The organism is Blautia sp. LMAG:36 (assembly GCF_008680535.1).
Classification (GTDB): domain Bacteria; phylum Bacillota; class Clostridia; order Lachnospirales; family Lachnospiraceae; genus Blautia_A; species Blautia_A fusiformis.
This window is the reverse complement of sequence record NZ_NALB01000006.1, coordinates 93,680-116,519: the sequence shown is the minus strand read 5'-3', so window position 1 is coordinate 116,519 and position 22,840 is coordinate 93,680. Positions and strand designations below refer to the sequence as shown.

Here is a 22,840-nt window from a genome sequence, read left to right as displayed (position 1 = left end):
CACCAACTGTCACGCTGTTTCCGTTTCGTCTTTCCAAAACCGTATTTTTCTTCCATCATGGGTACGGTTGCTCTTATAACAAATGCCATGTTCTGCATACAATCTTCCTGAAAGAACGTTTAGTTTCCTTGTGATAACGTGGGGCTGAATTTCTACCTTTATCAGCGAAACCAGTTCCGTTGCTGAACCTTCCCAAAAGGATTTATCCTTCATAACAAGTTCGGCAATCTCATCCAGTAAAGGTTCAGGCGGCTCTTTCCATAATTCGGTTTCTGCCCTTTGCAGTTCCCACAATAACGTTTCTGTGTTGCGGATAAGATATAGCTTTTGGTCTTGCTGATCTCTGCCCGATACTTCCAAAGTTGCTGCATTGCCAGTCCGTTTTTCTTTCTGAAGAAGGAACGCTCCGTCTGCCGCACCAAGCAATCCGCTTGTTCCTGAAATCATATCAAACTTATCATCCGCAGTCTGTTTCCTTGTGTGGTGTACGAGCAGGATACAAAGCCCGTGGGCGTCTGCAAAACTTTTCAGCCTTGCCATAATCTGATAATCGTTTGCGTAACTGTAATTATCTCCACTAACCTCACGCACCTTTTGGAGCGTATCAATAATAATCAGTTTCGTGTCCGTATGCTCCGCCACAAACCTTGCAAGCTGTTCATCCAGTCCTTTCCCCAACTGACCGGCTGAAACAGAGAAGAAAAGGTTGTCTGCACTCTCTGTTCCAAACATCCGGTACAAACGTTCCTGTAAGCGGCGGTAATCATCCTCCAGGGCAAGATACAATACCGTTCCTTTTCGGGTGCTGTAATTCCAAAGCGGTGTGCCTGTGCTGACATGATAGGCAAGCTGTGCCATCAGAAAACTCTTTCCCAGTTTGGGAGAACCTGCAAAAATATAAGTGCCGGGATAGAGCAGACCGTCGATCAACGGCGGCTTGCTCTGATACTGGGTGTCAAACAGTTCATTCATGGAAACTGCTTTGAGATAGGTTGGGTCTAAACTCAGCTGCATTTCTCTCTGCATTTCCTCAAAACTCTTGATATTTTCCTCATACTCGGATATACTACTTTTAGTGTTTTTGAAAATCGGCTGCTCCGTATCTGCGCCAACAGATACATTCGGGGCAGTCTTTTCTTTTTTATTCTCCATTCTCATCCTCTCCTTTCAGACCGCCAAGAATAATGGCAATCAGCTCAATTACATTCATCAGTTCCTCATCCACGCTGTTTCCTGCTTCAATCCTTCTTAACTCTGTAAGAACATCAGCAAGTTCCAGTTTGAGTGCCTTATACACTCTCGGATTGCCCTGTACCACCACATCCTGATTCAGACAGCGGCGGTAACAGTATTCCTGTTTTGGCAATCCTGATAAGGCAACCGCCTTGTTGATGCGTTCATTTTCTTCGGGAGATACCCGAAATCCTACCGTGATGTTCCTCCAACGGTTTTTGTTATCCCTGTTCTTAGCTGACATTTGCAATCTCTCCTTTCTCTAAATCATCTAATCTATCTGCCATTTCCGCCTGTTTTGACGGGAACAGATGAGCGTATTGGTAAGTGATATCAATACTTTCATGCCCCACACGGTCTGCAATCGCCACCGCAGAAAAGCCCATATCAATCAGTAAACTGATATGGCTGTGACGGAGATCGTGAATACGGATACGCTTTACTCCTGCGGCATTTGCCCCTCTATCCATCTCGTGATGGAGATAACTTTTTGTGACTGTAAAGATACGGTCTTTCTTCTTCAATCCGTAAAGCATACTCAGATATTCCTGCATTTCCTCACAAAGAAACTTCGGCATTTTGATAATGCGGTTGCTTTTCTTTGTTTTCGGTGTGGTAATCACATCTTCCCCGTGTAGCCGCTGATAAGATTTATTGATTCTGACGGTTTCTTTCTCAAAATCGAAATCGGCTGCGGTCAATGCAAGCAGTTCTCCTTCTCGAATACCGCACCAGTAGAGCATTTCAAAAGCGTAAAAGGAAACTGGCTTATCCATCATCTCAAAAGAGAATTTCTTATATTCTTCTTTTGTCCAGAACAGCATTTCCTTGTGTTCCTCACTTCCCATATTTCCTACTTTTGCGGCAGGATTGGAACGCAGCTCATAGTAGCGTACCGCATGATTAAATATGGCTGACAGCTGATTGTGCAGCGTTTTTAGATACGTCTGTGAGTAAGGCTTTTTCTTCTCATCCCGATAGGCAAGCAGTTCATTCTGCCATGTGATAATCTCTTTTGTGGAAATCTCACTAATCCTTAACTTCCCGAAATACGGAAGTATCTTCGTGCGGATGATATGCTCCTTTGTCAGCCATGTGTTTTCCTTCAGACGTGTTTTCACATCTCGGATATACAGTTCGGTAAACGCTTCAAAGCTCATATCAAGGTCAGACGCATTCTGTAACTGGAACATCCGCTCCCATTCCTGTGCTTCTTTCTTGGTAGCAAAACCACGTTTGCATTTCTGCTTACGCTCGCCTTTCCAGTTCACATACCTCGCCATCACATACCATGTTCCATTGGCTTCATTCTTAAATACCGGCATTACTTTTCCTCCTTTCCTGCTCCGTAGAGCCTTTCATAAAAATACTGGCGGTTCACACGCCCTGTAATCGTAATAAAACCTTTGGCTTTCAGTTCCTCATTCAGCTGTCGGATTAACTTATAGGCATAAGGCTTTGATACGCTTAGTTCCTGTGCCACTTCTTCGGCACGAATAAATTTGTTCTCCATAGATTGCCCTCCTCTTTCTCTAAACTTATTTGTTTAATTTTGAACCTATTATACTAAGCATATTTGCTTGTGTCAAGCAGTTTTCGGGAAAATATTAAACTTTTTTGTTTTGTATTATCTTGACTTCTCCTAAACATATCTGCTATACTGATTACACTACATATACAAGGAGCGATGATGATGGCTATTGGAGAAAGAATACATTTTTTCCGCATTCTGCGTGGAATGACACAAAAATATCTTGGCACGATTGTCGGATTTCCTGAGCGAAGTGCCGATGTACGGTTAGCACAATATGAAACAGGAACAAGAAAACCGAAAGCGGAACTTACTGCTGCATTGGCACAGGCACTTGATGTTTCCCCTCATGCCCTCGATGTACCTGATATTGACAGCTATATCGGGCTGATGCACACCTTATTTACCCTTGAAGATTTATACGGTCTGACTGTCAGCGAAGCAGACGGAGAAATCTGTCTGAAAGTCAACAAGAACAAAGGGAAAGACGCTCACGAACTACTGAAAATGCTCTATGCATGGAAAGAACAGGCGGACAAGTTATCTTCCGAAGAAATCAGCAAGGAAGATTACGATAACTGGCGTTACCACTATCCGAAGTTCGATACCACACAGAGATGGGCGAAAGTGCCATCACAGGAACTTAGTGACGCTTTAGTTGAAATGTTCAAAGATCAACTCAAACCAGATAAATAAAGACGACAAAAAGCCCTTAGCCATGAGTTTCATACCCACAGCTAAGGGCTTTCTAATATGGATTTATTTGTTGCACAACCGCCTGTCAATCATTCTCTAACCATAAAACCACTGGATTAGAAGAATAATGGCTCTTATGCAACTGTTATCAATTTGTTATCAAAAGACTACTCGAAGTGCCTCAAACCCGCATAAACACTGGCTTTTTTAAGCAACTCGATTTATTCAAACTCAATCGTTCCAGGCGGCTTACTTGTAAGATCATAGAATACGCGGTTTACGCCCTTAACTTCATTAATAATACGGTTCATCACCTTATTAAGTACTGCATAAGGAATCTCAGCAGACTCCGCAGTCATGAAGTCAATGGTCTTAACGGCGCGAAGCGCCACTGCATAATCGTATGTTCTGAAGTCTCCCATTACACCTACGCTTCGCATATTTGTAAGGGCTGCAAAGTACTGGTTCGGCATCCAGGACGGATCTTCTCCGTGTTCTTTTTTGTAGTCGGCGGCTGCATTGTCGACTTCTTCACGGTAGATGTAGTCTGCATCCTGTACGATGCGTACTTTTTCCTCGGTGACTTCACCGATGATACGGATTCCAAGTCCCGGGCCCGGGAATGGCTGACGGAATACCAGTCTTTCCGGAATTCCAAGCTCAAGGCCAGCTTTACGGACCTCATCTTTGAACAGGTCACGAAGCGGCTCAATGATTTCTTTGAAATCAACGAAATCCGGAAGACCTCCTACGTTGTGATGGGATTTGATCACTGCGGATTCTCCGCCGAGACCGCTCTCTACAACGTCCGGATAAATGGTTCCCTGTGCAAGGAAATCTACAGCACCGATCTTCTTGGCTTCCTCCTCGAAGATACGGATAAATTCCTCACCGATGATCTTACGCTTCGCTTCAGGCTCTGTAACACCGGCAAGCTTGTCGTAATATCTCTGCTGTGCGTTCACGCGAATAAAGTTCAGATCAAACTGACCATTCGGTCCGAATACACCTTCAACCTCATCACCTTCATCCTTACGAAGAAGGCCATGATCTACAAATACGCAGGTAAGCTGCTTACCGATCGCTCTGGAAAGAAGTCCTGCTGCCACGGAGGAATCTACACCACCTGACAGGGCAAGGAGAACTTTTCCATCACCGACTTTCTCGCGGATCTCTTTGATCGTATGTTCAACAAAGGCATCCATCTTCCAGTCTCCGGCACATTCGCAGACACCAAGTACGAAGTTGGACAGCATTGTCTTTCCTTCTACTGTGTGCAGTACTTCCGGATGGAACTGGATCGCATACAGTTTCTTCTCTTCATTCTGTGCAGTTGCTACCGGACAGTCTGCAGTATGTGCAGCGATCTCAAATCCCGGTGCAGTCTGGGAAATATAGTCTGTATGGCTCATCCAGCAGATTGTTTTGTCGGATACATTTTTGAAGATCCTGGAATCTTTCTTATCGATGAGAAGCTCTGTCTTACCGTATTCGCTGACATCTGCCTTCTCAACTTTTCCGCCAAGGACATGCATCATAAGCTGTGCTCCATAGCAAAGTCCAAGTACCGGAATACCAAGCTCAAATAATTCCTTCTGGTAAGTCGGTGAATCTGCCTCATAGCAGCTGTTTGGTCCGCCGGTAAGGATGATTCCCTTAGGATTCATCGCTTTAATCTTCTCAAGATCTGTCTTGTAAGAATAAATTTCGCAATATACATTGCATTCTCTGACACGTCTTGCAACCAGCTGATTGTACTGACCGCCAAAATCAATGACAATAACTAATTCTCTTTTCAAGGCTTTCCTCCTGTTATTTATAACATCTTTAGAATCTGTTACTCATTATAAATGAGTACATGCACTTTTACAATGCTAATTTTATCTCCCGCCGGAATTTTTATTTTCCGGAAAAATTTTTCACTACTTTTTTTGCCTGCTCATCCCAGTAAGCGCAGTCATTTCTTCCAATTACCTCCGATGTAAACGGAGTACCGTCATTCTTCTTATAATGTCTGGTCGCCCGGAAAACATATTTCGCACCGACATAAACGATCGGTACGTTGAAAAATACGATCAGAATATTTCCAAGATCAGAAAATGCCCAGAGATTTCCAAGCTCCAGTCCTGCGATATTACAGAGGATACCAAATGCGGCAACAAAAAGACCGATACAGCGTACAAAATTAATACAGATCTTATCCTTGCGGATACGGTTGGCTGCGATTTCCGAAAAGCTGATCATTCCAAGCAGACAGGTAAATGCAAACAGGCAGAAACATAAGGTTACAAGAAATGTAACGATCCCGTTCATTGCAGTTCCCGGAGTCAGCACAGCAATGGACTCCGTATATTTGGGAAGTTTATCAAGAGCCTGCCAGCTTTCCGCATCTGCTCCCGTCCAGCAATGTGCCATAACTACCACAAATCCGGTAAGTGTGCAGATCACAATGGTATCAAGAAAAACTCCCAGAGAAGCGATCACACCCTGCTCACATGGATGCTTTGCGTCAGCTGCTGCCGCTGACATGGTGATCGTTCCCTGACCAGCCTCATTGGACATCAGGCCTCGTTTTACGCCCTGTGCAAGAACTGTTCCAAAAACACCTCCAAAAAATGCATCCGGCTTAAAGGCTCCTGCAAACACACTTCCGAAGAAATACGGAATACGGGTAAAATTCAATATGATAAGAAGTAACACTACTACCATATAGAGCACTGCCATCACCGGCACCATCATATCTGTCCATCTGGATACTTTTTTGATTCCGCCAAATGCGATAGCTGCTGTGAGGATTACGATCAGCGTACCTACTATATAATAGAAGGCTGATCCGCTTGGAATGGTTTTTCCGGTTACGATCTCTGCCATGCGTCCTACTGATGAAACAACGTTAAAGCCCTGTGCCGGCAGACAGCAAAGCGCATACAAAATATACAATACCGAAAGAAAAACGCCGATCCATACCTTATTTCCAAGAAGCTTTCTCCCATAAAAAGGAAGACCTCCTACGAACTCATCGTCCTTCTTCTCCTTGAAAATCTGAGCAAGGACACCCTCCATGTATGCAACTGCCATCCCAAAAAACGCAGATATCCACATCCAGAACAGGGCCCCCGGTCCACCCACTGCAATAGCACCTGTTACGCCCAGGATATTTCCCGGTCCTACACGCATAGCTGAACTCAGGAAAAACGATGCAAGCGGCGAAATTCCTGTTTCCACAACACGTTTCTCCGTCATGGTCCTGATTCCTTTTTTAAAGTAAGTCACCTGCATAAAACCGATCCTGAAACTAAAAAAAATCCCGGACCCAAGAAGTAATATGATCGCAAAGGATATATTTCCCAGAATCGGAATATTGCTGTACCAGTCAAAATTCGTGGGGAACTCCCACAGAAAATCAGACAGTGGACCGATAAAGCTGAACACTCCATTGATCGCCTCAAACACTTTCTCCATAGCCATCTCCTCCCTTTTCATCTGAATACCTCAGAATTGAACCATCTTTCCGGATATTACATTTTCCGCTGAATATAAAATATAGATATATTCATTTATACCCCTCAGAAAAATTTCCGCACCTGTTCATATAACATGTGTACCACATCCATCCTCGTTCATTTCCCCTCCGGATTTTTATGCTATGGTTTATTATACCGTATCGGCTTAAAAAAGTCTTATTTATTTTCACTATTTTTGTACAAATTTCAGAATTTTCTATTCTTACAAGCCCCACCGACTGCTATTGCTTTTCGCACCCCCCGCAGGGGACTTACTTGATTCGAGTCAAGCGGATATTCGCAATCCGCTTCGCTACGCGGCTCTACACCGAATAACTGCTTCGCAGTTTATCAGACTTTATAAGATATTTAGACTTTCCTCACAAATTTTTAAAACGCTTCTCACAGTTCTATCACATTTTGACGGTATATTAGTAAACAAATAAAGCACAAAGCTTTTTCATCTTATAGATCATTACTTATTTTTCTTTTCATACTCTGCCGGGTCCCTTCCAAGACCCGGCCCTCCTTTTTATCTTCTTACAAACTCCCATAGTATACCATCCTTTCTTTATTCAAAAGGATCTATACCTATAATCATGGTGTCTATATTAGACATTCTGATTCTATCTGATGATCGACATTTTCATCTCGGTCCATTTACTCCGCATCACTTCACGCCCAGATATCCTTATCCCCTCTTAAAACCCACATAAACACAACAAAAAAACACCGTCCCCGCAGCTCTATATCTGCAAAAACAGTGCCTTTAGTGCGTCTTCAGGGGTTCGAACCCTGGACACCCTGATTAAGAGTCAGGTGCTCTACCAACTGAGCTAAAGACGCTTATTTAATTATTTGTCTTTCGTTTTTTGTTTCGTTCGTTCCTCAAGACATGTTGTATTATACGTTATGATTTGAAGAAAGTCAACACCTTTTTTTAATTTTTTTTATTTTTTTCTTTTTTATTTTTTATATCTTCATTTGATGCAATTTTGTTCAGTGATTTTTCTATTTCTGACAGCGAATTTCTGATCTGGGCAGCCTGATTGTTGATGCTGCGGTTTACACTGTTGAGATTTCGTCGAAATGAACTGGATTTCCTTTTTTTCAAGCTTTCTTCCCCCCTATCCTTATTTATTATATGAAAACAGGCCGGTCAGTTTCCCGATCAGCCTGAAAAAAATCTTATTCACAATAAATGTCAAGCGGATATTCGCAATCCGCTTCGCTACTTGCTCATAACCAAATAACTCCTCCTGATACAAGCAAGTCCCCACCAACTGCTTATTGCTTTTCGCAACCCCGCAGGGGACTTACTTGATTTGGTTAAAACTCCACCGACTTCCACCACCGCACAACCAGCACCACTGCAAGCACCGCGGTCAGCAGATCCGAAATCGCCTGGGATGCCAGCACACCATGGTATCCGGCAACTTGAAGTGCCACATTCAGCACAATGGCAAAGATCACACCCTGTCTGCTGACGGACAGGAGAAACGCTCCCACTGCCTGTCCTGCTGACTGGAAGGTACAGGCACTGATCAGCACAATTCCCATAAATACCATACCTGCCAGCTGCAGGCGAAGCATCAGTGCGCCATTTTCCACAACGGACGGGGCACTCATAAAGATCCTCACCAGCTGCGGGGCAAAAACTCCCAGTACAACCATCAGGACAAGTGCCAGCCCGCTTTCAAACAGATAGGCAAATTTCAACGTTCCCTTCAGTCTCTCACGGTTTTTCGCACCATAATTGTACCCGATCAGCGGCTGCCCGCCAAAAGCAAAGCCAACAAGCACCAGCGCCGCGATCATATTGATTTTCATAACAATCCCCATAGCCGCAACTTTATCATCACCAAATCCCAGCAGCGCACGGTTTGTAAGGGCAATCCCGATACTTTGCATCAGATTTGTCACGGACGCCGGAATCCCAATTGCAAAAACCGCCCCGATCTCCGCCCCTGAAATATGAAATCCCTTAGGGTTCACAGAGAGATTTCTGCTCTTCTTAATAAGAAACCACACAAAGAAAATATCCGTGCACACATTTCCGATCACTGTAGCTGTGGCAGCACCTGCCGCACCCCAGCCAAGCCCGAAGATCATCACCGGATCCAGGATGATATTCACAACCGCACCAAGCACAGAACCGATCATAGATGCTGTGGCAAAACCCTCTGTACGCAGCTGATTGGATGGCGTCAGCGCCACAATGATAAACGGAGCGCCCAGTGCGATACAGGTATAATACTGAGAAGCATACTCCCAGGTTGCCTCACTTGCACCCAGCAACCCCAGAACGGGGCTTCGCAAAAGCATCAGAACGACGGCAACCACTACACCACAGACAATGGCCCCATAAAAACTAAACACACTGATCCTCTTCGCATCTTCGAATTTCTTTTCCCCGAAAAGCCTGGAAATAAAAGAACTTCCGCCCAGGCCAAAAATATCTCCAAGAGCGATCATCAGCGTAAAGATCGGTGTACCCAGAGCAACACCCGCCACCAGATCCGTATTCCCGGTTCCCGCAATAAAATAAGTATCTACCATATTATAGATCAGCGAGATCACCATGCTGAACACAACCGGAAGCGCCAGTTTAAAATACGCCTTCGGGATCGGATACTTCTCAAAAATCTCTTCCTGCATTTTATTCCCTCTATTTCTGTCTGATTACCATCTTGCAGATCGGATTACCCATGGAAGAAAATTTCTCCTCATACTCCGTCATCACGTTCCCTTTCACCAGTTCCTCATCATGATGAAGATCAAAGGTACAAACCTCCAGATTCCAGTCAGACTCTTTCACCTCTTCCAGAGAAAACTCAAACAATTCACGGTTATCCGTCTTAAATTCCACAGCACCATCTTTCTTCAGAACCTGCTCATATCTCTTCAGAAACTCTCTGGAAGTCAGCCTCCTCTTGGCATGACGCGCCTTCGGCCACGGATCCGAAAAATTCAGATAAATCCCGTCAACCTCATCCTTCTCAAAAATCTCCGGCAAAAACCTTGCATCCACACGGATAAACACAAGATTGGAAAAATTCTCCCCGGCCTCTTCAAGCTCCTCCCTCTTCTGCAGCGCCCGAAGCAGCACACTGTCATACATCTCAATTCCAATAAAATTCTTCTCAGGATGCAACCGCGCCATATCCATCAAAAAACGCCCTTTTCCCATACCAACCTCAAGAAAAAGCGGCCTCTTCTCCCCAAAAACACTATCCCACTTCCCCTTAAACCTCTCCGGCTCATCAATCACCCAGTCACACTCCAAAATAGCATCCTTAGCCCCAGGAATATTACGTAATCTCATAAACAACCTCCAATTAATCTTCTTATAATATACAATTCAACACATTACATCTCGCAGCCAGCAAGCTCAATCAGACACACTCATCTCCGCCCTCACCAGCCCCTCCAACAAAAACGCCCTCGCGAATTTGGTTCTCGTTCGATAAATAATAAAATTTCTCATTCACTATCATTCCTGAAAAACCCGCATTCACACGACGTCCCAATACCCAACTATACATGTAATTCCCCCACCGTTGCAAGCAAAAAATAAAAAATCTTCCCATCCCCAGGCGACAGCAAAGCGCCTCGCCGTCCCCACACATCGGCTCAACCTTCCACTCTCCAACACCGCAGAATCCAGAAACCCACATCGGCTCAGCCTCCCGCATTCCAATACCCAAGCATACAACCACAAGTTAACAACCTCCCGTCACCACAACCAAGCACTCCTTCAAAAAAAGCCCGAGGGGTGTGCAGAGGGGCCGTGGCTTTACGGCCCCTTTGCGGTTTTCATTTTCCCCAAAAAGAATATATCGTCTAATAAACACATATTCTTTTTCCGTCTTTTTTTGAACACATTTATTCAAAGTTTGCAAAAAAATTAACACAATTTTAGTTGTTTTTACCATAAAAAAGGTGTATCATATAAAAATCAATTATAAACTATAAACAAACAAGGAGGGCGCTATGGAACAAATCCTAAATAAGCTTTCGGAAATCGAAGCTACAGCCAATGCCATCATGCAGGACGCTGCGCGACAGAAACAGGCTCTCTCGGAAGAAGCAGAAAAACAGACGAAGGAATTCGACGCTTCACTTGAAAAAGAAACCAGCGACGAGATCCGGAAGATCCGTGAAGATCTGGCCTGCGAGAAAGACGCCCGGATCAATGAGCTTCGTGCAGAAACCGAAGACCAGCTATCCAGGCTGGATGCCTATTACGAAGCCCATCACGAAAGTCTTTGCAGTGAGCTGTTTCAGAAAATAACAGGCATCACCGAAACCTGAAGGGAAAGGAAGTGATTCAATGGGCTCTGTCCTCTCATACAGCGGACTCTCCACCAAGATCCGCGCCATGCAGAGCAGGCTTGTGACAGATGAGCAGCTGGAAGAAATCGTTCAGCTTCCCAATGTCCCCCAGGTAACAGCCTACCTGAAACGGACTCCCGAATATCAGAATATCTGGTCCGGTCTCGATGAAAATGATCTTCACCGCGGACAGATAGAAAAACTCCTGAAGAAATCCATCTTCCTGAATTTTTCAAGGCTTTACCACTTTGCAAATCAGGAACAGCGAACGTTCCTGTCGCTTTACTCGAAGCGTTATGAGATCCGCGTCCTGAAAGAAATCATGACGAATCTCTTTGACCACCGGGACACCGATCCCGTAGATATTTCTCCCTACCGCGATTTTTTCAGACATCATTCCAAGCTGGACATTGACAGGCTTACCGCCTGCACCAATATGGATGAATTCATTGCGGCACTGAAGGGAAATGATTTTTTTATTCCGCTGTCTCAGGTCAACGAACGTGGAAATGCCACGCTTTTTGACTTCGGCATGGCACTTGACCTTTCGTATTTTTCACAGATCTGGAATGTGCGGAAGAAGCTTTTCAAAGGTAACGATCTGAAACAGATCACCAAGGCTTACGGTGAAAAATTCGATATGCTGAACCTGCAGTTCATCCAGCGCTCCAAACGCTGCTTTCAGATGGAACCGGCTGCTATTTACGCATTGCTGGTCCCCATGAACTACAAGCTCCGCAAAGAGGAGATCACCACCCTTGTGGAGGCCCCTACACCAGAAGAGTTCCGTCGTATCTTCAATGGAACTTATTATGGTAAGAAATACGAACAGCTGACCGTCGCCAGTCTGGAAGAATTTTATAACTATATTCTTCGCAGCATACTGGAACAGGAAGCACGCAAGGATCCCTATTCCGTAGCAGTCATCTATTCCTATTTATATCACAAAGAACATGAAGTCAACCGTCTGACCATTGCCCTTGAATGCGTGCGCTATGGCGTGGACCCAGAACAATCCCTGCGTTATATACGCAACGGTTAATAACCAGGAGGTAGCAACGTGATTGAAAAAATGAATTTTCTGAGCATCACCGGTCCCAAGGCAGATATCGACCGGGTTGTAAACACCTACCTGTGCAAGTACGAGATCCATCTGGAAAACGCTCTCTCAGAGCTGACCACAGTAGAAAGTCTGACGCCTTTCCTGGATGTCAACCCCTACAGAGATGCCTTAAATTCCATCAATACCATTTATGAGGAGCTGAAAACTCCTCCGTCCACTTCCAACAAAAGCCCGGGTATTGAAACAGCACTTTCCACAGTAAAGGAGATCCGCTCCCAGGCGGATCAGCTCCAGAAGGAACAGTCCGAACTGGAAAAAAAATGTTCCTCTCTGGAAGAGTCACTGCGGATCATACGTCCCTTCCGAAATATTGATTATGATATTTCATCCATACTTCATCTGAAGTATATCCATTTTCATTTCGGACGTATCGAGAAACAGTATTATGAGAAATTCAAGAAATATATTTACGACAATCTGAACACGATCTTCCTTAAATGCGATGAAGATGACCAATACGTCTGGGGCGTTTACTTCGTACCGAAGCATGATGCGCACAAAATTGATGCCGCCTACTCTTCTATGCACTTTGAAAAGATCTTTGTGCCGGATAATTATACCGGAACTGCCCAGCAGGCATTTTCAAGCGTAAGCAAACAATACGAGGATGCCCTGAAGCATCTGGAAGCACAGAAACAGAAATACCAGAGATTTCTTGCGGATCAGGCAGAAACCATCGTTACCGCCAGAAACACACTTCTTCAGTTTTCCAGAAATTTCGATGTTCGGAAAGCGGCAGCCTGCACCGGAAAGCATGAAAATTTCTATATTCTCTGCGGATGGATGACAGAAGCCGACACCAGAGCTTTTCAAGCCGATATCTCATCCGACGAAAAAATCTTCTGCCTGGTAGACGGAGAAGATACCAATACGCCGGAGCACGACCAGAACCATCAGCCGCCGACCAAGCTGAAAAACCCGAAGCTTTTCAAGCCCTTTGAAATGTATGTAAAAATGTACGGACTTCCCGCCTATGGCGAGATGGACCCCACCTGGTTTGTTGCCATCACCTACTCCTTTATTTTCGGAGCCATGTTCGGTGATGCAGGACAGGGACTCCTGCTCTTTATCGGAGGATTGCTCCTGTACAAGCTGAAGCATATCGATCTTGCCGGAATCATCAGCTGCGCCGGAGTCTTTTCCACATTTTTCGGTCTGATGTTCGGAAGTATCTTTGGATTTGAGGATGTCATACCTGCTCTGTGGCTGCGGCCTGTGGACAGTATGACGACCATACCTTTTATCGGAAAACTGAATACCGTATTTATCGTTGCCATCGGCTTCGGCATGGGAATCATCCTCCTGTGTATGGTTTTCAACATCATCAATTCCTTTAAAACGCATGATGTTGAAAAAACCTGGTTTGACACCAACGCTGTGGCAGGACTTGTATTTTATGGCTCCGCAGTTCTCTGCATCGGACTCTTTGTATCCGGGCATGCAGTTCCGGGTGGTGCAGTCCTTGCCATTATGTTTGGTTTACCGCTGCTTCTTATTTTCTTCAAGGAGCCTCTTACAAACCTGGTAGAAAAAAAGGCCGAAGTTATGCCAAAAGAAAAAGGCATGTTTATCGTACAGGGTATTTTTGAACTGTTCGAGGTTATCCTGAGCTACTTTTCCAATACACTCTCCTTCGTGCGTATCGGTGCTTTTGCAGTCAGCCACGCAGCTATGATGGAGGTTGTACTTATGCTTGCAGGCGCAGAAAACGGCAGTCCGAACTGGATCGTCATCATTCTCGGAAACCTGTTCGTATGCGCTATGGAGGGCCTGATCGTAGGTATCCAGGTACTCCGTCTGGAATATTACGAGATGTTCAGCCGTTTTTACAAGGGCAGCGGACGGAAATTCGAGCCGTTCTGCTCTAAAAACAAATAAAATGCCAGAGTCGGAACGCATTCTGATCCGGGCATTCAATTAAACGAATATTAAGGAGGTCATCATCATGACAGTCATTACACAGATCACAATCGCAGTTGCACTTGTACTCAGCATCATTCTTCCATTTGGTTACTATCTTCTCGGCGAAAAAAACCGTGGCCGCTACAAAACAGCTCTTGGTGTCAACGCCTTTTTCTTCTTCGGGATCATGCTTGTTGCCATTGCAGTAACATTTGCAGGCGGAGCTTCCGTACAGGCTGCTACAGGCGCTGACGCAGGCCTTGCAACAGGTATGGGTTACATCGCAGCAGCACTTGTTACCGGACTTTCCTGTATCGGTGGTGGTATTGCCGTTGCCAGTGCGGCAAGCGCAGCACTTGGAGCGATCAGTGAGGATCAGAGCATCCTTGGTAAATCTCTTATCTTCGTAGGTCTTGCCGAAGGTGTTGCTCTTTATGGACTGATCATCTCCTTCATGATCCTTGGTAAACTTTGATATGAAAATGTATCTGATCAGTGACAATATTGATACTCTGACAGGAATGAGACTGGCCGGTGTAGAGGGTGTGATCGTTCATGAGCACGACGAGCTGAAGGAAGCTCTGGAGCGCACCATCGCAGACAAAGAGATCGGAATCATACTCCTGACCGAAAAATTCGGCCGGGAGTTTCCTGAGATCATCGATGATGTCAAGCTTCATCACAAAACACCTCTCATCATTGAAATTCCTGACAGACATGGTACCGGCCGCAGGCCTGATTTCATTACATCTTATGTAAACGAGGCTATCGGATTAAAATTATAGGCAGGTGATATTATGACAATTGAAGAGAAGCTTAAACACTTCTATGACACCTCCGTGGACGAAGCACGCCGTCAGGCGGAAAAAGATGTCCGGGAACACAAGGAAGCCCTGGATGCCGCACTGGAGGAACATAAAAAAATGTCTCTGGGAAATGCTGCCAGTTCCCGCAAAGCCGAGATCGCAAACGCAAAGCGCGAGATCAACAAGGCACTTTCCGCAGAGCAGCTTCACATCCGGCGAAACTGGACTGCCAGGCAGAGTCGCTTAAAAGAAAAACTTTTTGCAGATGTTCGGGTACAGATCCTGAAATTCATGGAATCTCCCCGCTATGAAGAATATCTTTGTACAAAGATCGAGGAAGCTGTCTGCTTCGCGGAACACGATGAGATCCAGATCTATCTTTCAAAAGAAGATGAACCCCGTCTGAAGTCTCTCACTGTAAAGACCGGTTTCCCGCTGAAGCTTTCCGATGAATCCTTTATCGGCGGGATCAAGGCGATAATCCCTGAAAAAAATATCCTCATCGACAATTCCTTTGAGGAAGGCTATCAGGCAGCTTACAGAGAATTCAAATTTGACGGAGGTCCAGCACATGAGTAAAACAGGTATTATCTACGGTGTTAACGGTCCTGTTATCTACCTCAAGGGCGACACCGGCTTCAAGATCTCCGAGATGGTCTATGTAGGCCCCGAAAAACTGGTTGGAGAAGTTATCGGTCTCAAGAAACATATGACGACCATACAGGTTTTTGAGGAAACTACAGGACTGAAACCCGGAGAAACTGTTATCGGAACAGGAGACGCCATTTCCGTTCTCCTTGGTCCGGGAATCATCCACAATATTTTTGATGGTATCCAGAGACCTCTGGCAGAGATTGCCCAGGCCTCTGGAAAATATATTTCCCGTGGTGTCAGCGTTGACTCTCTTGACACAGAAAAAAAATGGGAAACCCACATTACCGTAAAGGAAGGTGACGTCATCGGTGCAGGCACGGTTATCGCTGAAACACAGGAAACCGCCTCCATCCTTCACAAATCCATGGTTCCGCCCACGATCACACACGGAACCGTTATCCATGCGGTTCCTGACGGTGCTTATACCGTTCTGGAGCCCATCGTTACCGTCCGTCTTGATGACGGAACCGAAAAAGAACTGGCACTTGCCCAGAAATGGCCGATCCGTGTTCCACGTCCGACCTACAAGCGTTTCCCGGCCAGCGTTCCGCTCCTTACCGGACAGCGAATCCTGGATACTCTTTTCCCTATTGCCAAGGGAGGCACTGCTGCAGTTCCAGGCGGATTCGGAACAGGAAAAACCATGACACAGCACCAGATCGCCAAGTGGTCTGACGCAGATATCATCATCTACATCGGCTGTGGCGAGCGCGGAAACGAAATGACACAGGTTCTTGAGGACTTCAGCAAGCTGATCGACCCGAAATCCGGAAACCTGATGATGGACCGTACCACACTGATCGCCAACACTTCCAACATGCCGGTTGCAGCCCGTGAGGCTTCCATCTACACAGGTGTTACACTTGCGGAATATTACCGTGATATGGGTTACGACGTAGCGATCATGGCAGACTCCACATCCCGATGGGCTGAGGCTCTCCGTGAGCTTTCTGGACGTCTGGAGGAAATGCCTGCAGAGGAAGGTTTCCCTGCATATCTGGCAAGCAAACTTTCCGCCTTCTATGAGCGTGCGGGAATGATGCAGAACCTGAACGGAACAGAAGGTTCCGTCTCCATTATCGGTGCGGTTTCCCCTCAGGGCGGTGACTTCTCCGAACCTGTCACTCAGAATACCAAGCGTTTTGTCCGCTGCTTCTGGGGACTGGACAAGGCCCTCGCCTATGCCCGTCACTTCCCTGCGATCCAGTGGCTGACCAGTTACAGCGAATATCTGGAGGATCTGACTCCCTGGTACAGAGAGCATGTTTCCCCGAAATTTGTCTACGACAGAAACCAGATCATGGCGATTCTCAATCAGGAAAGTTCTCTTATGGAAATCGTAAAACTGATCGGAAGCGACGTTCTTCCGGATGACCAGAAACTGACACTGGAGATTGCCAGAGTCATCCGTCTGGGCTTCCTGCAGCAGAACGCTTTCCACCAGGAGGACACCAGTGTCCCAATGGAAAAACAGTTCCTGATGATGGAAACCATCCTTTATCTCTACGAGAAATGCCGTGCCCTTGTAAACCGTGGCATGCCGGTTTCCGTACTGAAAGAGGATAATATCTTCGAACGTATCATCGCCATCAAATACGAAGTTCCAAACAAAGAACTGGAACGTTTTGATGAGTATCATAAAGATATCGACCGCTTCTACGACAACGTACTGGAAAGAAACGGTTAAAGGAGGGATCAGTTTATGGCAATCGAATATCTTGGCCTGAGTGAAATAAACGGCCCTCTTGTTGTCCTTGAGGGTGTCAAAAACGCATCTTACGAGGAGATCGTGGAATTCCACATGGAAGACGGCACACAGAAGATCGGCCGTATCGTGGAAATCTATGAAGACAAGGCTGTTATCCAGGTTTTTGAGGGAACTGATAATATGTCCCTCGGCAATACACACACACGTCTTACCGGACATCCTATGGAGATCGGGCTTTCCCCGGAGATCCTGGGACGTACCTTTAACGGTATCGGCCAGCCCATTGACGGACTTGGCGAGATCACACCGGAAGTCAGCCTGAATATCAACGGACTTCCGCTGAACCCGGTAACCCGTGAATATCCGCGAAACTATATCAACACCGGCATCTCCGCCATCGACGGACTGACCACCCTGATCCGCGGCCAGAAGCTGCCGATCTTTTCCGGAAACGGTCTTCCTCATGACAAGCTGGCTGCACAGATCGTTCAGCAAGCTTCCCTTGGCGCAGACTCCGATGAGAAATTCGCTATTGTTTTTGCAGCAATGGGCGTTAAATACGACGTAGCCGAATTCTTCCGCAGGACCTTCGAGGAAAGCGGTGCTTCCGACCACGTTGTAATGTTTCTGAACCTTGCCAACGACCCGGTTGTAGAGCGTCTTCTGACACCGAAGATTGCCCTCACTGCTGCTGAATATCTTGCTTTTGAAAAAGGCATGCACATCCTGGTTATCCTGACTGACATCACCTCCTTCTGCGAGGCTATGCGAGAGGTTTCCTCCTCCAAAGGTGAGATTCCTTCCCGAAAAGGTTATCCGGGATATCTGTACAGTGAACTGGCAACTCTTTACGAGCGTGCGGGAATCGTCCGTGGAGGCACCGGTTCTGTAACCCAGATCCCGATCCTGACCATGCCAAACGACGACATCACCCACCCGATTCCTGACCTTACCGGATATATCACCGAGGGCCAGATCGTACTGGACCGTCAGCTTCATGGACAGGCGATCTACCCGCCGATCAACGTTCTGCCGTCCCTGTCCCGTCTGATGAAGGACGGTATCGGTGAAGGCTTCACACGTGCCGACCATCAGGATGTTGCCAACCAGCTCTTCTCCTGCTACGCAAAAGTAGGCGATGCAAGAGCCCTGGCATCGGTTATCGGCGAAGACGAGCTTTCTCCGCTGGATAAGCAGTACCTTGTATTTGGAAAAGCTTTTGAGGCAGAGTTTGTGGGACAGTCTGAGACAGAAAACCGAAGCATCATTGAAACTCTGGATAAGGGCTGGGAGCTTCTTGGCCTTCTTCCAAAAGAAGAGCTCGACCGTATCGATACCAAAGTTCTGGATCAGTATTACAGAGAAACCGTCCGTTAGTGAGGTGATTTTATGGATCCGAATACCTTTCCTACCAAGGGAAATCTTATACTTGCAAAAAACTCTCTGGCTCTTTCTAGACAGGGCTATGAGCTTATGGACAAAAAGCGCAATATCCTGATCCGTGAAATGATGGAGCTGATCGATCAGGCAAAAGACATCCAGTCCCAGATTGATGAGACCTTCCGTACCGCTTACGCGGCTCTTCAGAAGGCAAATATGGAAATTGGAATCGCTTTCGTAGACCAAATCTCTCATACCGTTCCTGTGGAAGATTCCATCCGGATCAAAACCAGAAGCGTTATGGGAACCGAGATCCCTCTTGTGGAATATGACAAAAAAGCAGGCAACACGCCGACTTACGCCTACTACAGCACCAAGCTGTCCCTGGACGAGGCCAAGGCAGCCTTCGAGCGTGTAAAGGAGCTGTCCATCCAGCTCTCCATGATCGAAAACGCCGCCATCCGTCTTGCTACCAACATCAAGAAAACCCAGAAGCGTGCCAATGCGCTGAAAAACATCACCATCCCCAGATATGAAACCCTCACCAGAGATATCACTAATGCTCTGGAGGAAAAAGAGCGCGAAGAGTTTACACGTCTGAAGGTGATCAAGCGTATGAAACAAAACAGTTAAAAAAATCCTCCGCAGATCTTTCCGGTTCTGCGGAGGATTTTTGGGTTATCCACACTTATCCACATCTGAAAATAACTTTTCAACACCTTGCAGTGACCGTTTTAACTGGGCACTGTTCTTTTTTATCCTCATTTCCATACATCCGATAATCCCCTTTTTAAATAGATTAGTTTTTCAAGAATTTACTCACTATTATCTGATTATTTGTTTTTATTCTTTTATATTATGTCTTTTTTACAATAAATTTTATGATATTTAGAATTTAAAAATGTCAATAGTTTTAAAAACTTTTTTCCCATTTTTTACAATTTTATCATTTTACACAAAACATATGTTTAAATTTATTTATGTAAATCAGGTCATCCACATGGTTATCCTTGTGGATAATGTGGATAAATTTGTGCATAACTTGATTATTGGCGGATTTGCGGATTTTTGTCATGTGGAAAACTTTTTGGAAAGTTTTTCACTTATCCACCATGGTTCGACAAGTTTTGTGCATATTGCCAGAACGACCTTTTCAGGGCTGATATTGCCCGTATCCGCACGCACCTGTCTAATGTTGCCAATCCTCTCCGATTTTATATCAAGCCTTTCTTTTTGCAGCTTTTTATGGTGTTTCTCCTGCGTGCGGTCTTGACATCAGCACTGTTTTTTGTTAATGTGAAAACACTAAAACAACGTGTGGATTTTTCAGTTTTGAACTTTTTTCGCCACACAATCTGTCCGATTCGAGAAGACAGATTGTGTGGCTTTTATTATGCACAAAAAACACGCTCTGTTTTCCGCACCTGATATTCTTACGATTCTGATATAAAGGGGGATTTTTCATGAACAGCACATTTATGAAGGAAAAGCCTGTCGGCCCGCTGCTGGCGTCCATGGCGCTGCCTATGGTCTTTTCCATGCTTGTAAACTCACTATACAACATTGTGGACAGCTTCTTCGTGGCACAGATCAGCGAGCAGGCCATGACCGCCCTGTCCCTTGTCTATCCGGTCCAGAACATGATCAACGCCGTTGCCATCGGCTTCGGGATCGGAATCAACGCCAGAGTTTCCTATCACCTTGGCGCAGGGGACAAAAAAATGGCAGACACCGCCGCAACCCACGGATTTTTTCTGTCTGTGATCCATGGAATCCTGATGACTGTGATCAGCATCGCTGTTATGCCCGTATTCCTTCAGATGTATACCCAGGATGAAACCGTGATCCGGATGGGGCTGGAGTATTCTACCATCGTTTTCCTGTTTTCCACAGTAATTTCCATCAGCCTTTTCTTCGAAAAACTTTTCCAGGCTGTAGGACGGATGAAAGTATCTATGATCGCCCTGCTGGTGGGATGTACCAGCAACATCATCCTGGACCCGTTCCTAATCTGGGGAATCGGTTTTTTTCCGAAGTTGGGTATCCGGGGCGCAGCTCTGGCTACTGGCATCGGCCAGATGCTCACCATTGCGGTCTATATGGTCTTTTATATCCTGAAAACTATTCCTGTACATGTAACGCCCAAAGCCCTGAAAACAAGCAAAGAAACGGATCTGAGCCTGTATGCCATCGGTGTTCCAGCGATCCTGAACCTGGCACTGCCATCGTTCCTGATCTCTTTTCTGAACTCCGTGCTGGCCGCTTACTCAGACAGCTATGTGGTGATCCTTGGCATTTATTATAAATTGCAGACCTTCCTGTATCTCCCGGCCAACGGAATCATCCAGGGAATGCGCCCGCTGATCGGTTATAACTTCGGTGCCCGTGAAATGAAGCGTGTGAAAAAAATCTTCCGGCTGACCCTGGAGTCCAGCTGTGTGATCATGCTCTTTGGAACCGTTATCTGTCTCCTGGCATCCGGACAGCTTATGGGACTTTTCACAACTACCCCGGAAACCATTGCCGCAGGTTCCAGAGCACTGAAGAGCATCAGCGCCGGCTTCCTGATTTCCGCAGTATCCGTCACCACCTCCGGTGCCATGGAAGGCCTTGGAAAAGGTACCCAGTCCCTTGTTATTTCTCTTTTCCGCTACGTGGTCGTTATCATGCCCACCGCATATCTTCTGTCCCGTTTTATGGGTCCTGATGGCGTGTGGAACGCATTCTGGATCACAGAGGTGTTTACAGCCATCGTTTCTGTCATGATTTATCACAAAACGTTGAAAAAAGCCTGAGACTGCAAATGTCCGGCCCACCGGCCTGTTTGCAGCCACCTGCAAGTTTACGTCCCGAAAGCACAAAAAGCTTCGATCCACTCTCTGAGCGCATCGCTCATCGACGAGAGTTAGATCGAAGCTTTCTTTATTAACCAAATCAGGAAAATCCCATGAGTGATTGCTGATATCCTCTTGACTCAAACGGATATCCGTGATCTGCGTTCATTTAATTCGCGGAAATTTCCTCTGTATCTCTTACAGCAGTCCCTTCTCACGGATCAGCTTTAAAGCGCCTTCATCGGCCACTACCGTCACATCCGGGTGAAGCTGCAGGATAGATGCCGGCACGTTGGGCGTGATCGGTCCGTAGAGAGATTTGTAAAGGGCATCTGCCTTTGCCTCTCCGGTAGCGACCAGAAGGATTTTCTTTGCAGTCATGATGTTTTTGATACCCATGGTATATGCCTGCTTCGGCACATCATCCATAGTCTCAAAGAATCTTGCATTTGCCTTGATGGTGCTCTCCGTAAGGTCTACGCAGTGAGTCTCCTTCTCAAATGCTGCACCCGGCTCGTTGAAGCCGATGTGGCCATTTCCGCCGATTCCAAGCAGCTGCATATCGATACCACCCACGCTGCGGATGATTTCATTGTAATCCGCACAGGCTTTCTCACTGTCCTCTTCCAGTCCGTTTGGCACATAGGTTCTTGCCTTATCGATATTTACATGGTCAAACAGATTTGTGTTCATAAAATAACGATAGCTCTGATCGTTATCTCCGGAAAGTCCTTTGTATTCATCAAGATTTACGGATGTGATCTGCGAAAAGTCCAGATCTCCTTTTTTGTACCACTCGATCAGCTGCTTGTACATTCCCACCGGTGTGGAGCCTGTAGCAAGTCCGAGAACAGCATTTGGCTTCATGATGATCTGTGCAGACATGATGTTTGCCGCTTTTCTGCTTACGTCATAGTAATCTTTTCCTGTATAAATAATCATAATCTTTTTCCTTCTCCTTGTTTCGTATAGCTGATTTTCTTGTTGCGTAAAACGTTTCGTTTTTTTGCCAAGACTATCTTACCGCATCCGAAGCAGCTTTTCAAGTAAAATCATAGGGCAAAAATCATTTTTCCTATTTTTTACAATTATTCCGTCTTGTTTTTGTGTACTTTTTCGTATTAGGTTTTGTTAA

The 22,840-nt window shown here is 45.8% G+C and carries 20 protein-coding genes and 1 tRNA gene; 11 read left to right on the top strand and 10 right to left on the bottom strand.

The window, feature by feature from the left end; all coding sequences use genetic code 11:
• Positions 1 to 9 precede the first annotated feature (9 nt).
• The 4 genes from CCC17_RS07900 to CCC17_RS07885 are packed head-to-tail and all read right to left on the bottom strand — an operon-like array spanning position 10 to position 2,746.
• A complete protein-coding gene (locus CCC17_RS07900; protein ID WP_287082870.1) occupies positions 10 to 1,152 on the bottom strand; it encodes a helicase RepA family protein in 1,143 nt (380 codons plus the stop codon).
• Positions 1,142 to 1,477 carry a plasmid mobilization protein gene (locus CCC17_RS07895; RefSeq protein WP_287082868.1) on the bottom strand — a complete coding sequence of 112 codons (336 nt, stop codon included), beginning with the start codon at positions 1,475 to 1,477 and terminating at the stop codon, positions 1,142 to 1,144. Before CCC17_RS07895 ends, CCC17_RS07900 begins: the two co-directional genes overlap by 11 nt.
• Entirely contained in the window at positions 1,467 to 2,558 is a 1,092-nt protein-coding gene (locus CCC17_RS07890; RefSeq protein ID WP_287082867.1) for a site-specific integrase, read from the bottom strand. Before CCC17_RS07890 ends, CCC17_RS07895 begins: the two co-directional genes overlap by 11 nt.
• Positions 2,558 to 2,746 carry a transcriptional regulator gene (locus CCC17_RS07885; RefSeq protein ID WP_024739120.1) on the bottom strand — a complete coding sequence of 63 codons (189 nt, stop codon included), beginning with the start codon at positions 2,744 to 2,746 and terminating at the stop codon, positions 2,558 to 2,560. Before CCC17_RS07885 ends, CCC17_RS07890 begins: the two co-directional genes overlap by 1 nt.
• A gap of 180 nt (positions 2,747 to 2,926) precedes the next feature.
• Here CCC17_RS07885 and CCC17_RS07880 point away from each other — a divergent pair, with 180 nt between their 5' ends.
• Positions 2,927 to 3,460 (top strand): helix-turn-helix domain-containing protein, encoded by a 534-nt coding sequence (locus CCC17_RS07880; protein ID WP_287082866.1) that lies wholly within the window; start codon positions 2,927 to 2,929, stop codon positions 3,458 to 3,460.
• Positions 3,461 to 3,681: 221 nt separating this feature from the next.
• Here CCC17_RS07880 and guaA read toward each other — a convergent pair whose 3' ends face one another.
• The 5 genes from guaA to trmB all read right to left on the bottom strand — a co-directional run bounded on the left by guaA (position 3,682) and on the right by trmB (position 10,288).
• Positions 3,682 to 5,259: a glutamine-hydrolyzing GMP synthase gene (gene guaA, locus CCC17_RS07875; protein ID WP_021652384.1), complete on the bottom strand. Its 1,578-nt coding sequence runs from the start codon at positions 5,257 to 5,259 to the stop codon at positions 3,682 to 3,684.
• Positions 5,260 to 5,359: 100 nt separating this feature from the next.
• Positions 5,360 to 6,922, bottom strand: coding sequence for an alanine/glycine:cation symporter family protein (locus CCC17_RS07870; protein WP_015525397.1), 1,563 nt, complete (start codon positions 6,920 to 6,922; stop codon positions 5,360 to 5,362).
• Positions 6,923 to 7,736: 814 nt separating this feature from the next.
• Positions 7,737 to 7,809, bottom strand: a tRNA-Lys gene (locus tag CCC17_RS07865).
• 483 nt (positions 7,810 to 8,292) lie between these two features.
• Positions 8,293 to 9,621, bottom strand: coding sequence for an MATE family efflux transporter (locus CCC17_RS07860; RefSeq protein WP_287082865.1), 1,329 nt, complete (start codon positions 9,619 to 9,621; stop codon positions 8,293 to 8,295).
• 10 nt (positions 9,622 to 9,631) lie between these two features.
• Positions 9,632 to 10,288, bottom strand: a complete 657-nt coding sequence (gene trmB, locus CCC17_RS07855; protein ID WP_287082864.1) for a tRNA (guanosine(46)-N7)-methyltransferase TrmB — start codon at positions 10,286 to 10,288, stop codon at positions 9,632 to 9,634.
• 668 nt (positions 10,289 to 10,956) lie between these two features.
• Here trmB and CCC17_RS07850 point away from each other — a divergent pair.
• The 10 genes from CCC17_RS07850 to CCC17_RS07805 all read left to right on the top strand — a co-directional run bounded on the left by CCC17_RS07850 (position 10,957) and on the right by CCC17_RS07805 (position 21,666).
• A complete protein-coding gene (locus tag CCC17_RS07850; protein ID WP_118752348.1) occupies positions 10,957 to 11,277 on the top strand; it encodes a hypothetical protein in 321 nt (106 codons plus the stop codon).
• Positions 11,278 to 11,296: 19 nt separating this feature from the next.
• The gene (locus CCC17_RS07845) at positions 11,297 to 12,340 is read left to right on the top strand and encodes a V0D/AC39 family V-type ATPase subunit (protein WP_021653135.1); all 1,044 of its coding nucleotides are present in this window, start codon (positions 11,297 to 11,299) and stop codon (positions 12,338 to 12,340) included.
• An 18-nt stretch (positions 12,341 to 12,358) separates the two neighbouring features.
• Positions 12,359 to 14,299 carry a V-type ATP synthase subunit I gene (locus tag CCC17_RS07840; protein WP_287082863.1) on the top strand — a complete coding sequence of 647 codons (1,941 nt, stop codon included), beginning with the start codon at positions 12,359 to 12,361 and terminating at the stop codon, positions 14,297 to 14,299.
• Between the two features lie 67 nt (positions 14,300 to 14,366).
• Complete coding sequence (locus CCC17_RS07835; RefSeq protein WP_118515353.1) at positions 14,367 to 14,798, top strand: ATP synthase subunit C; 432 nt, start codon at positions 14,367 to 14,369, stop codon at positions 14,796 to 14,798.
• 1 nt (position 14,799) lies between these two features.
• The gene (locus CCC17_RS07830; protein WP_021653137.1) at positions 14,800 to 15,108 is read left to right on the top strand and encodes a V-type ATP synthase subunit F; all 309 of its coding nucleotides are present in this window, start codon (positions 14,800 to 14,802) and stop codon (positions 15,106 to 15,108) included.
• A 12-nt stretch (positions 15,109 to 15,120) separates the two neighbouring features.
• Positions 15,121 to 15,708 carry a V-type ATP synthase subunit E gene (locus tag CCC17_RS07825; RefSeq protein WP_118515355.1) on the top strand — a complete coding sequence of 196 codons (588 nt, stop codon included), beginning with the start codon at positions 15,121 to 15,123 and terminating at the stop codon, positions 15,706 to 15,708.
• Positions 15,701 to 17,470, top strand: a complete 1,770-nt coding sequence (locus CCC17_RS07820; protein WP_287082861.1) for a V-type ATP synthase subunit A — start codon at positions 15,701 to 15,703, stop codon at positions 17,468 to 17,470. Before CCC17_RS07825 ends, CCC17_RS07820 begins: the two co-directional genes overlap by 8 nt.
• A gap of 15 nt (positions 17,471 to 17,485) precedes the next feature.
• The gene (locus CCC17_RS07815; RefSeq protein WP_173754092.1) at positions 17,486 to 18,868 is read left to right on the top strand and encodes a V-type ATP synthase subunit B; all 1,383 of its coding nucleotides are present in this window, start codon (positions 17,486 to 17,488) and stop codon (positions 18,866 to 18,868) included.
• Positions 18,869 to 18,880: 12 nt separating this feature from the next.
• A complete protein-coding gene (locus tag CCC17_RS07810) occupies positions 18,881 to 19,504 on the top strand; it encodes a V-type ATP synthase subunit D (RefSeq protein ID WP_287082859.1) in 624 nt (207 codons plus the stop codon).
• Positions 19,505 to 20,334: 830 nt separating this feature from the next.
• A complete protein-coding gene (locus CCC17_RS07805; protein ID WP_287082858.1) occupies positions 20,335 to 21,666 on the top strand; it encodes an MATE family efflux transporter in 1,332 nt (443 codons plus the stop codon).
• A gap of 237 nt (positions 21,667 to 21,903) precedes the next feature.
• Here the strand turns inward: CCC17_RS07805 and nagB are convergent, their stop codons facing one another.
• Positions 21,904 to 22,647, bottom strand: coding sequence for a glucosamine-6-phosphate deaminase (gene nagB / locus CCC17_RS07800; RefSeq protein ID WP_015525385.1), 744 nt, complete (start codon positions 22,645 to 22,647; stop codon positions 21,904 to 21,906).
• Positions 22,648 to 22,840: the final 193 nt, after the last annotated feature.

Bases quoted from the DNA above. Each gene is read 5' to 3' on its own strand.
- trmB (WP_287082864.1), bottom strand. From the start codon at position 10,288: ATGAGATTACGTAATATTCCTGGGGCTAAGGATGCTATTTTGGAGTGT.
- CCC17_RS07885 (WP_024739120.1), bottom strand. From the start codon at position 2,746: ATGGAGAACAAATTTATTCGTGCCGAAGAAGTGGCACAGGAACTAAGC.
- CCC17_RS07815 (WP_173754092.1), top strand. From the start codon at position 17,486: ATGGCAATCGAATATCTTGGCCTGAGTGAAATAAACGGCCCTCTTGTT.
- CCC17_RS07900 (WP_287082870.1), bottom strand. From the start codon at position 1,152: ATGGAGAATAAAAAAGAAAAGACTGCCCCGAATGTATCTGTTGGCGCA.
- CCC17_RS07820 (WP_287082861.1), top strand. From the start codon at position 15,701: ATGAGTAAAACAGGTATTATCTACGGTGTTAACGGTCCTGTTATCTAC.
- CCC17_RS07880 (WP_287082866.1), top strand. From the start codon at position 2,927: ATGGCTATTGGAGAAAGAATACATTTTTTCCGCATTCTGCGTGGAATG.
- CCC17_RS07850 (WP_118752348.1), top strand. From the start codon at position 10,957: ATGGAACAAATCCTAAATAAGCTTTCGGAAATCGAAGCTACAGCCAAT.
- CCC17_RS07830 (WP_021653137.1), top strand. From the start codon at position 14,800: ATGAAAATGTATCTGATCAGTGACAATATTGATACTCTGACAGGAATG.
- CCC17_RS07895 (WP_287082868.1), bottom strand. From the start codon at position 1,477: ATGTCAGCTAAGAACAGGGATAACAAAAACCGTTGGAGGAACATCACG.
- CCC17_RS07810 (WP_287082859.1), top strand. From the start codon at position 18,881: ATGGATCCGAATACCTTTCCTACCAAGGGAAATCTTATACTTGCAAAA.
- CCC17_RS07860 (WP_287082865.1), bottom strand. From the start codon at position 9,621: ATGCAGGAAGAGATTTTTGAGAAGTATCCGATCCCGAAGGCGTATTTT.
- CCC17_RS07845 (WP_021653135.1), top strand. From the start codon at position 11,297: ATGGGCTCTGTCCTCTCATACAGCGGACTCTCCACCAAGATCCGCGCC.
- CCC17_RS07870 (WP_015525397.1), bottom strand. From the start codon at position 6,922: ATGGAGAAAGTGTTTGAGGCGATCAATGGAGTGTTCAGCTTTATCGGT.
- CCC17_RS07835 (WP_118515353.1), top strand. From the start codon at position 14,367: ATGACAGTCATTACACAGATCACAATCGCAGTTGCACTTGTACTCAGC.
- CCC17_RS07890 (WP_287082867.1), bottom strand. From the start codon at position 2,558: ATGCCGGTATTTAAGAATGAAGCCAATGGAACATGGTATGTGATGGCG.
- nagB (WP_015525385.1), bottom strand. From the start codon at position 22,647: ATGATTATTTATACAGGAAAAGATTACTATGACGTAAGCAGAAAAGCG.
- CCC17_RS07825 (WP_118515355.1), top strand. From the start codon at position 15,121: ATGACAATTGAAGAGAAGCTTAAACACTTCTATGACACCTCCGTGGAC.
- CCC17_RS07805 (WP_287082858.1), top strand. From the start codon at position 20,335: ATGAACAGCACATTTATGAAGGAAAAGCCTGTCGGCCCGCTGCTGGCG.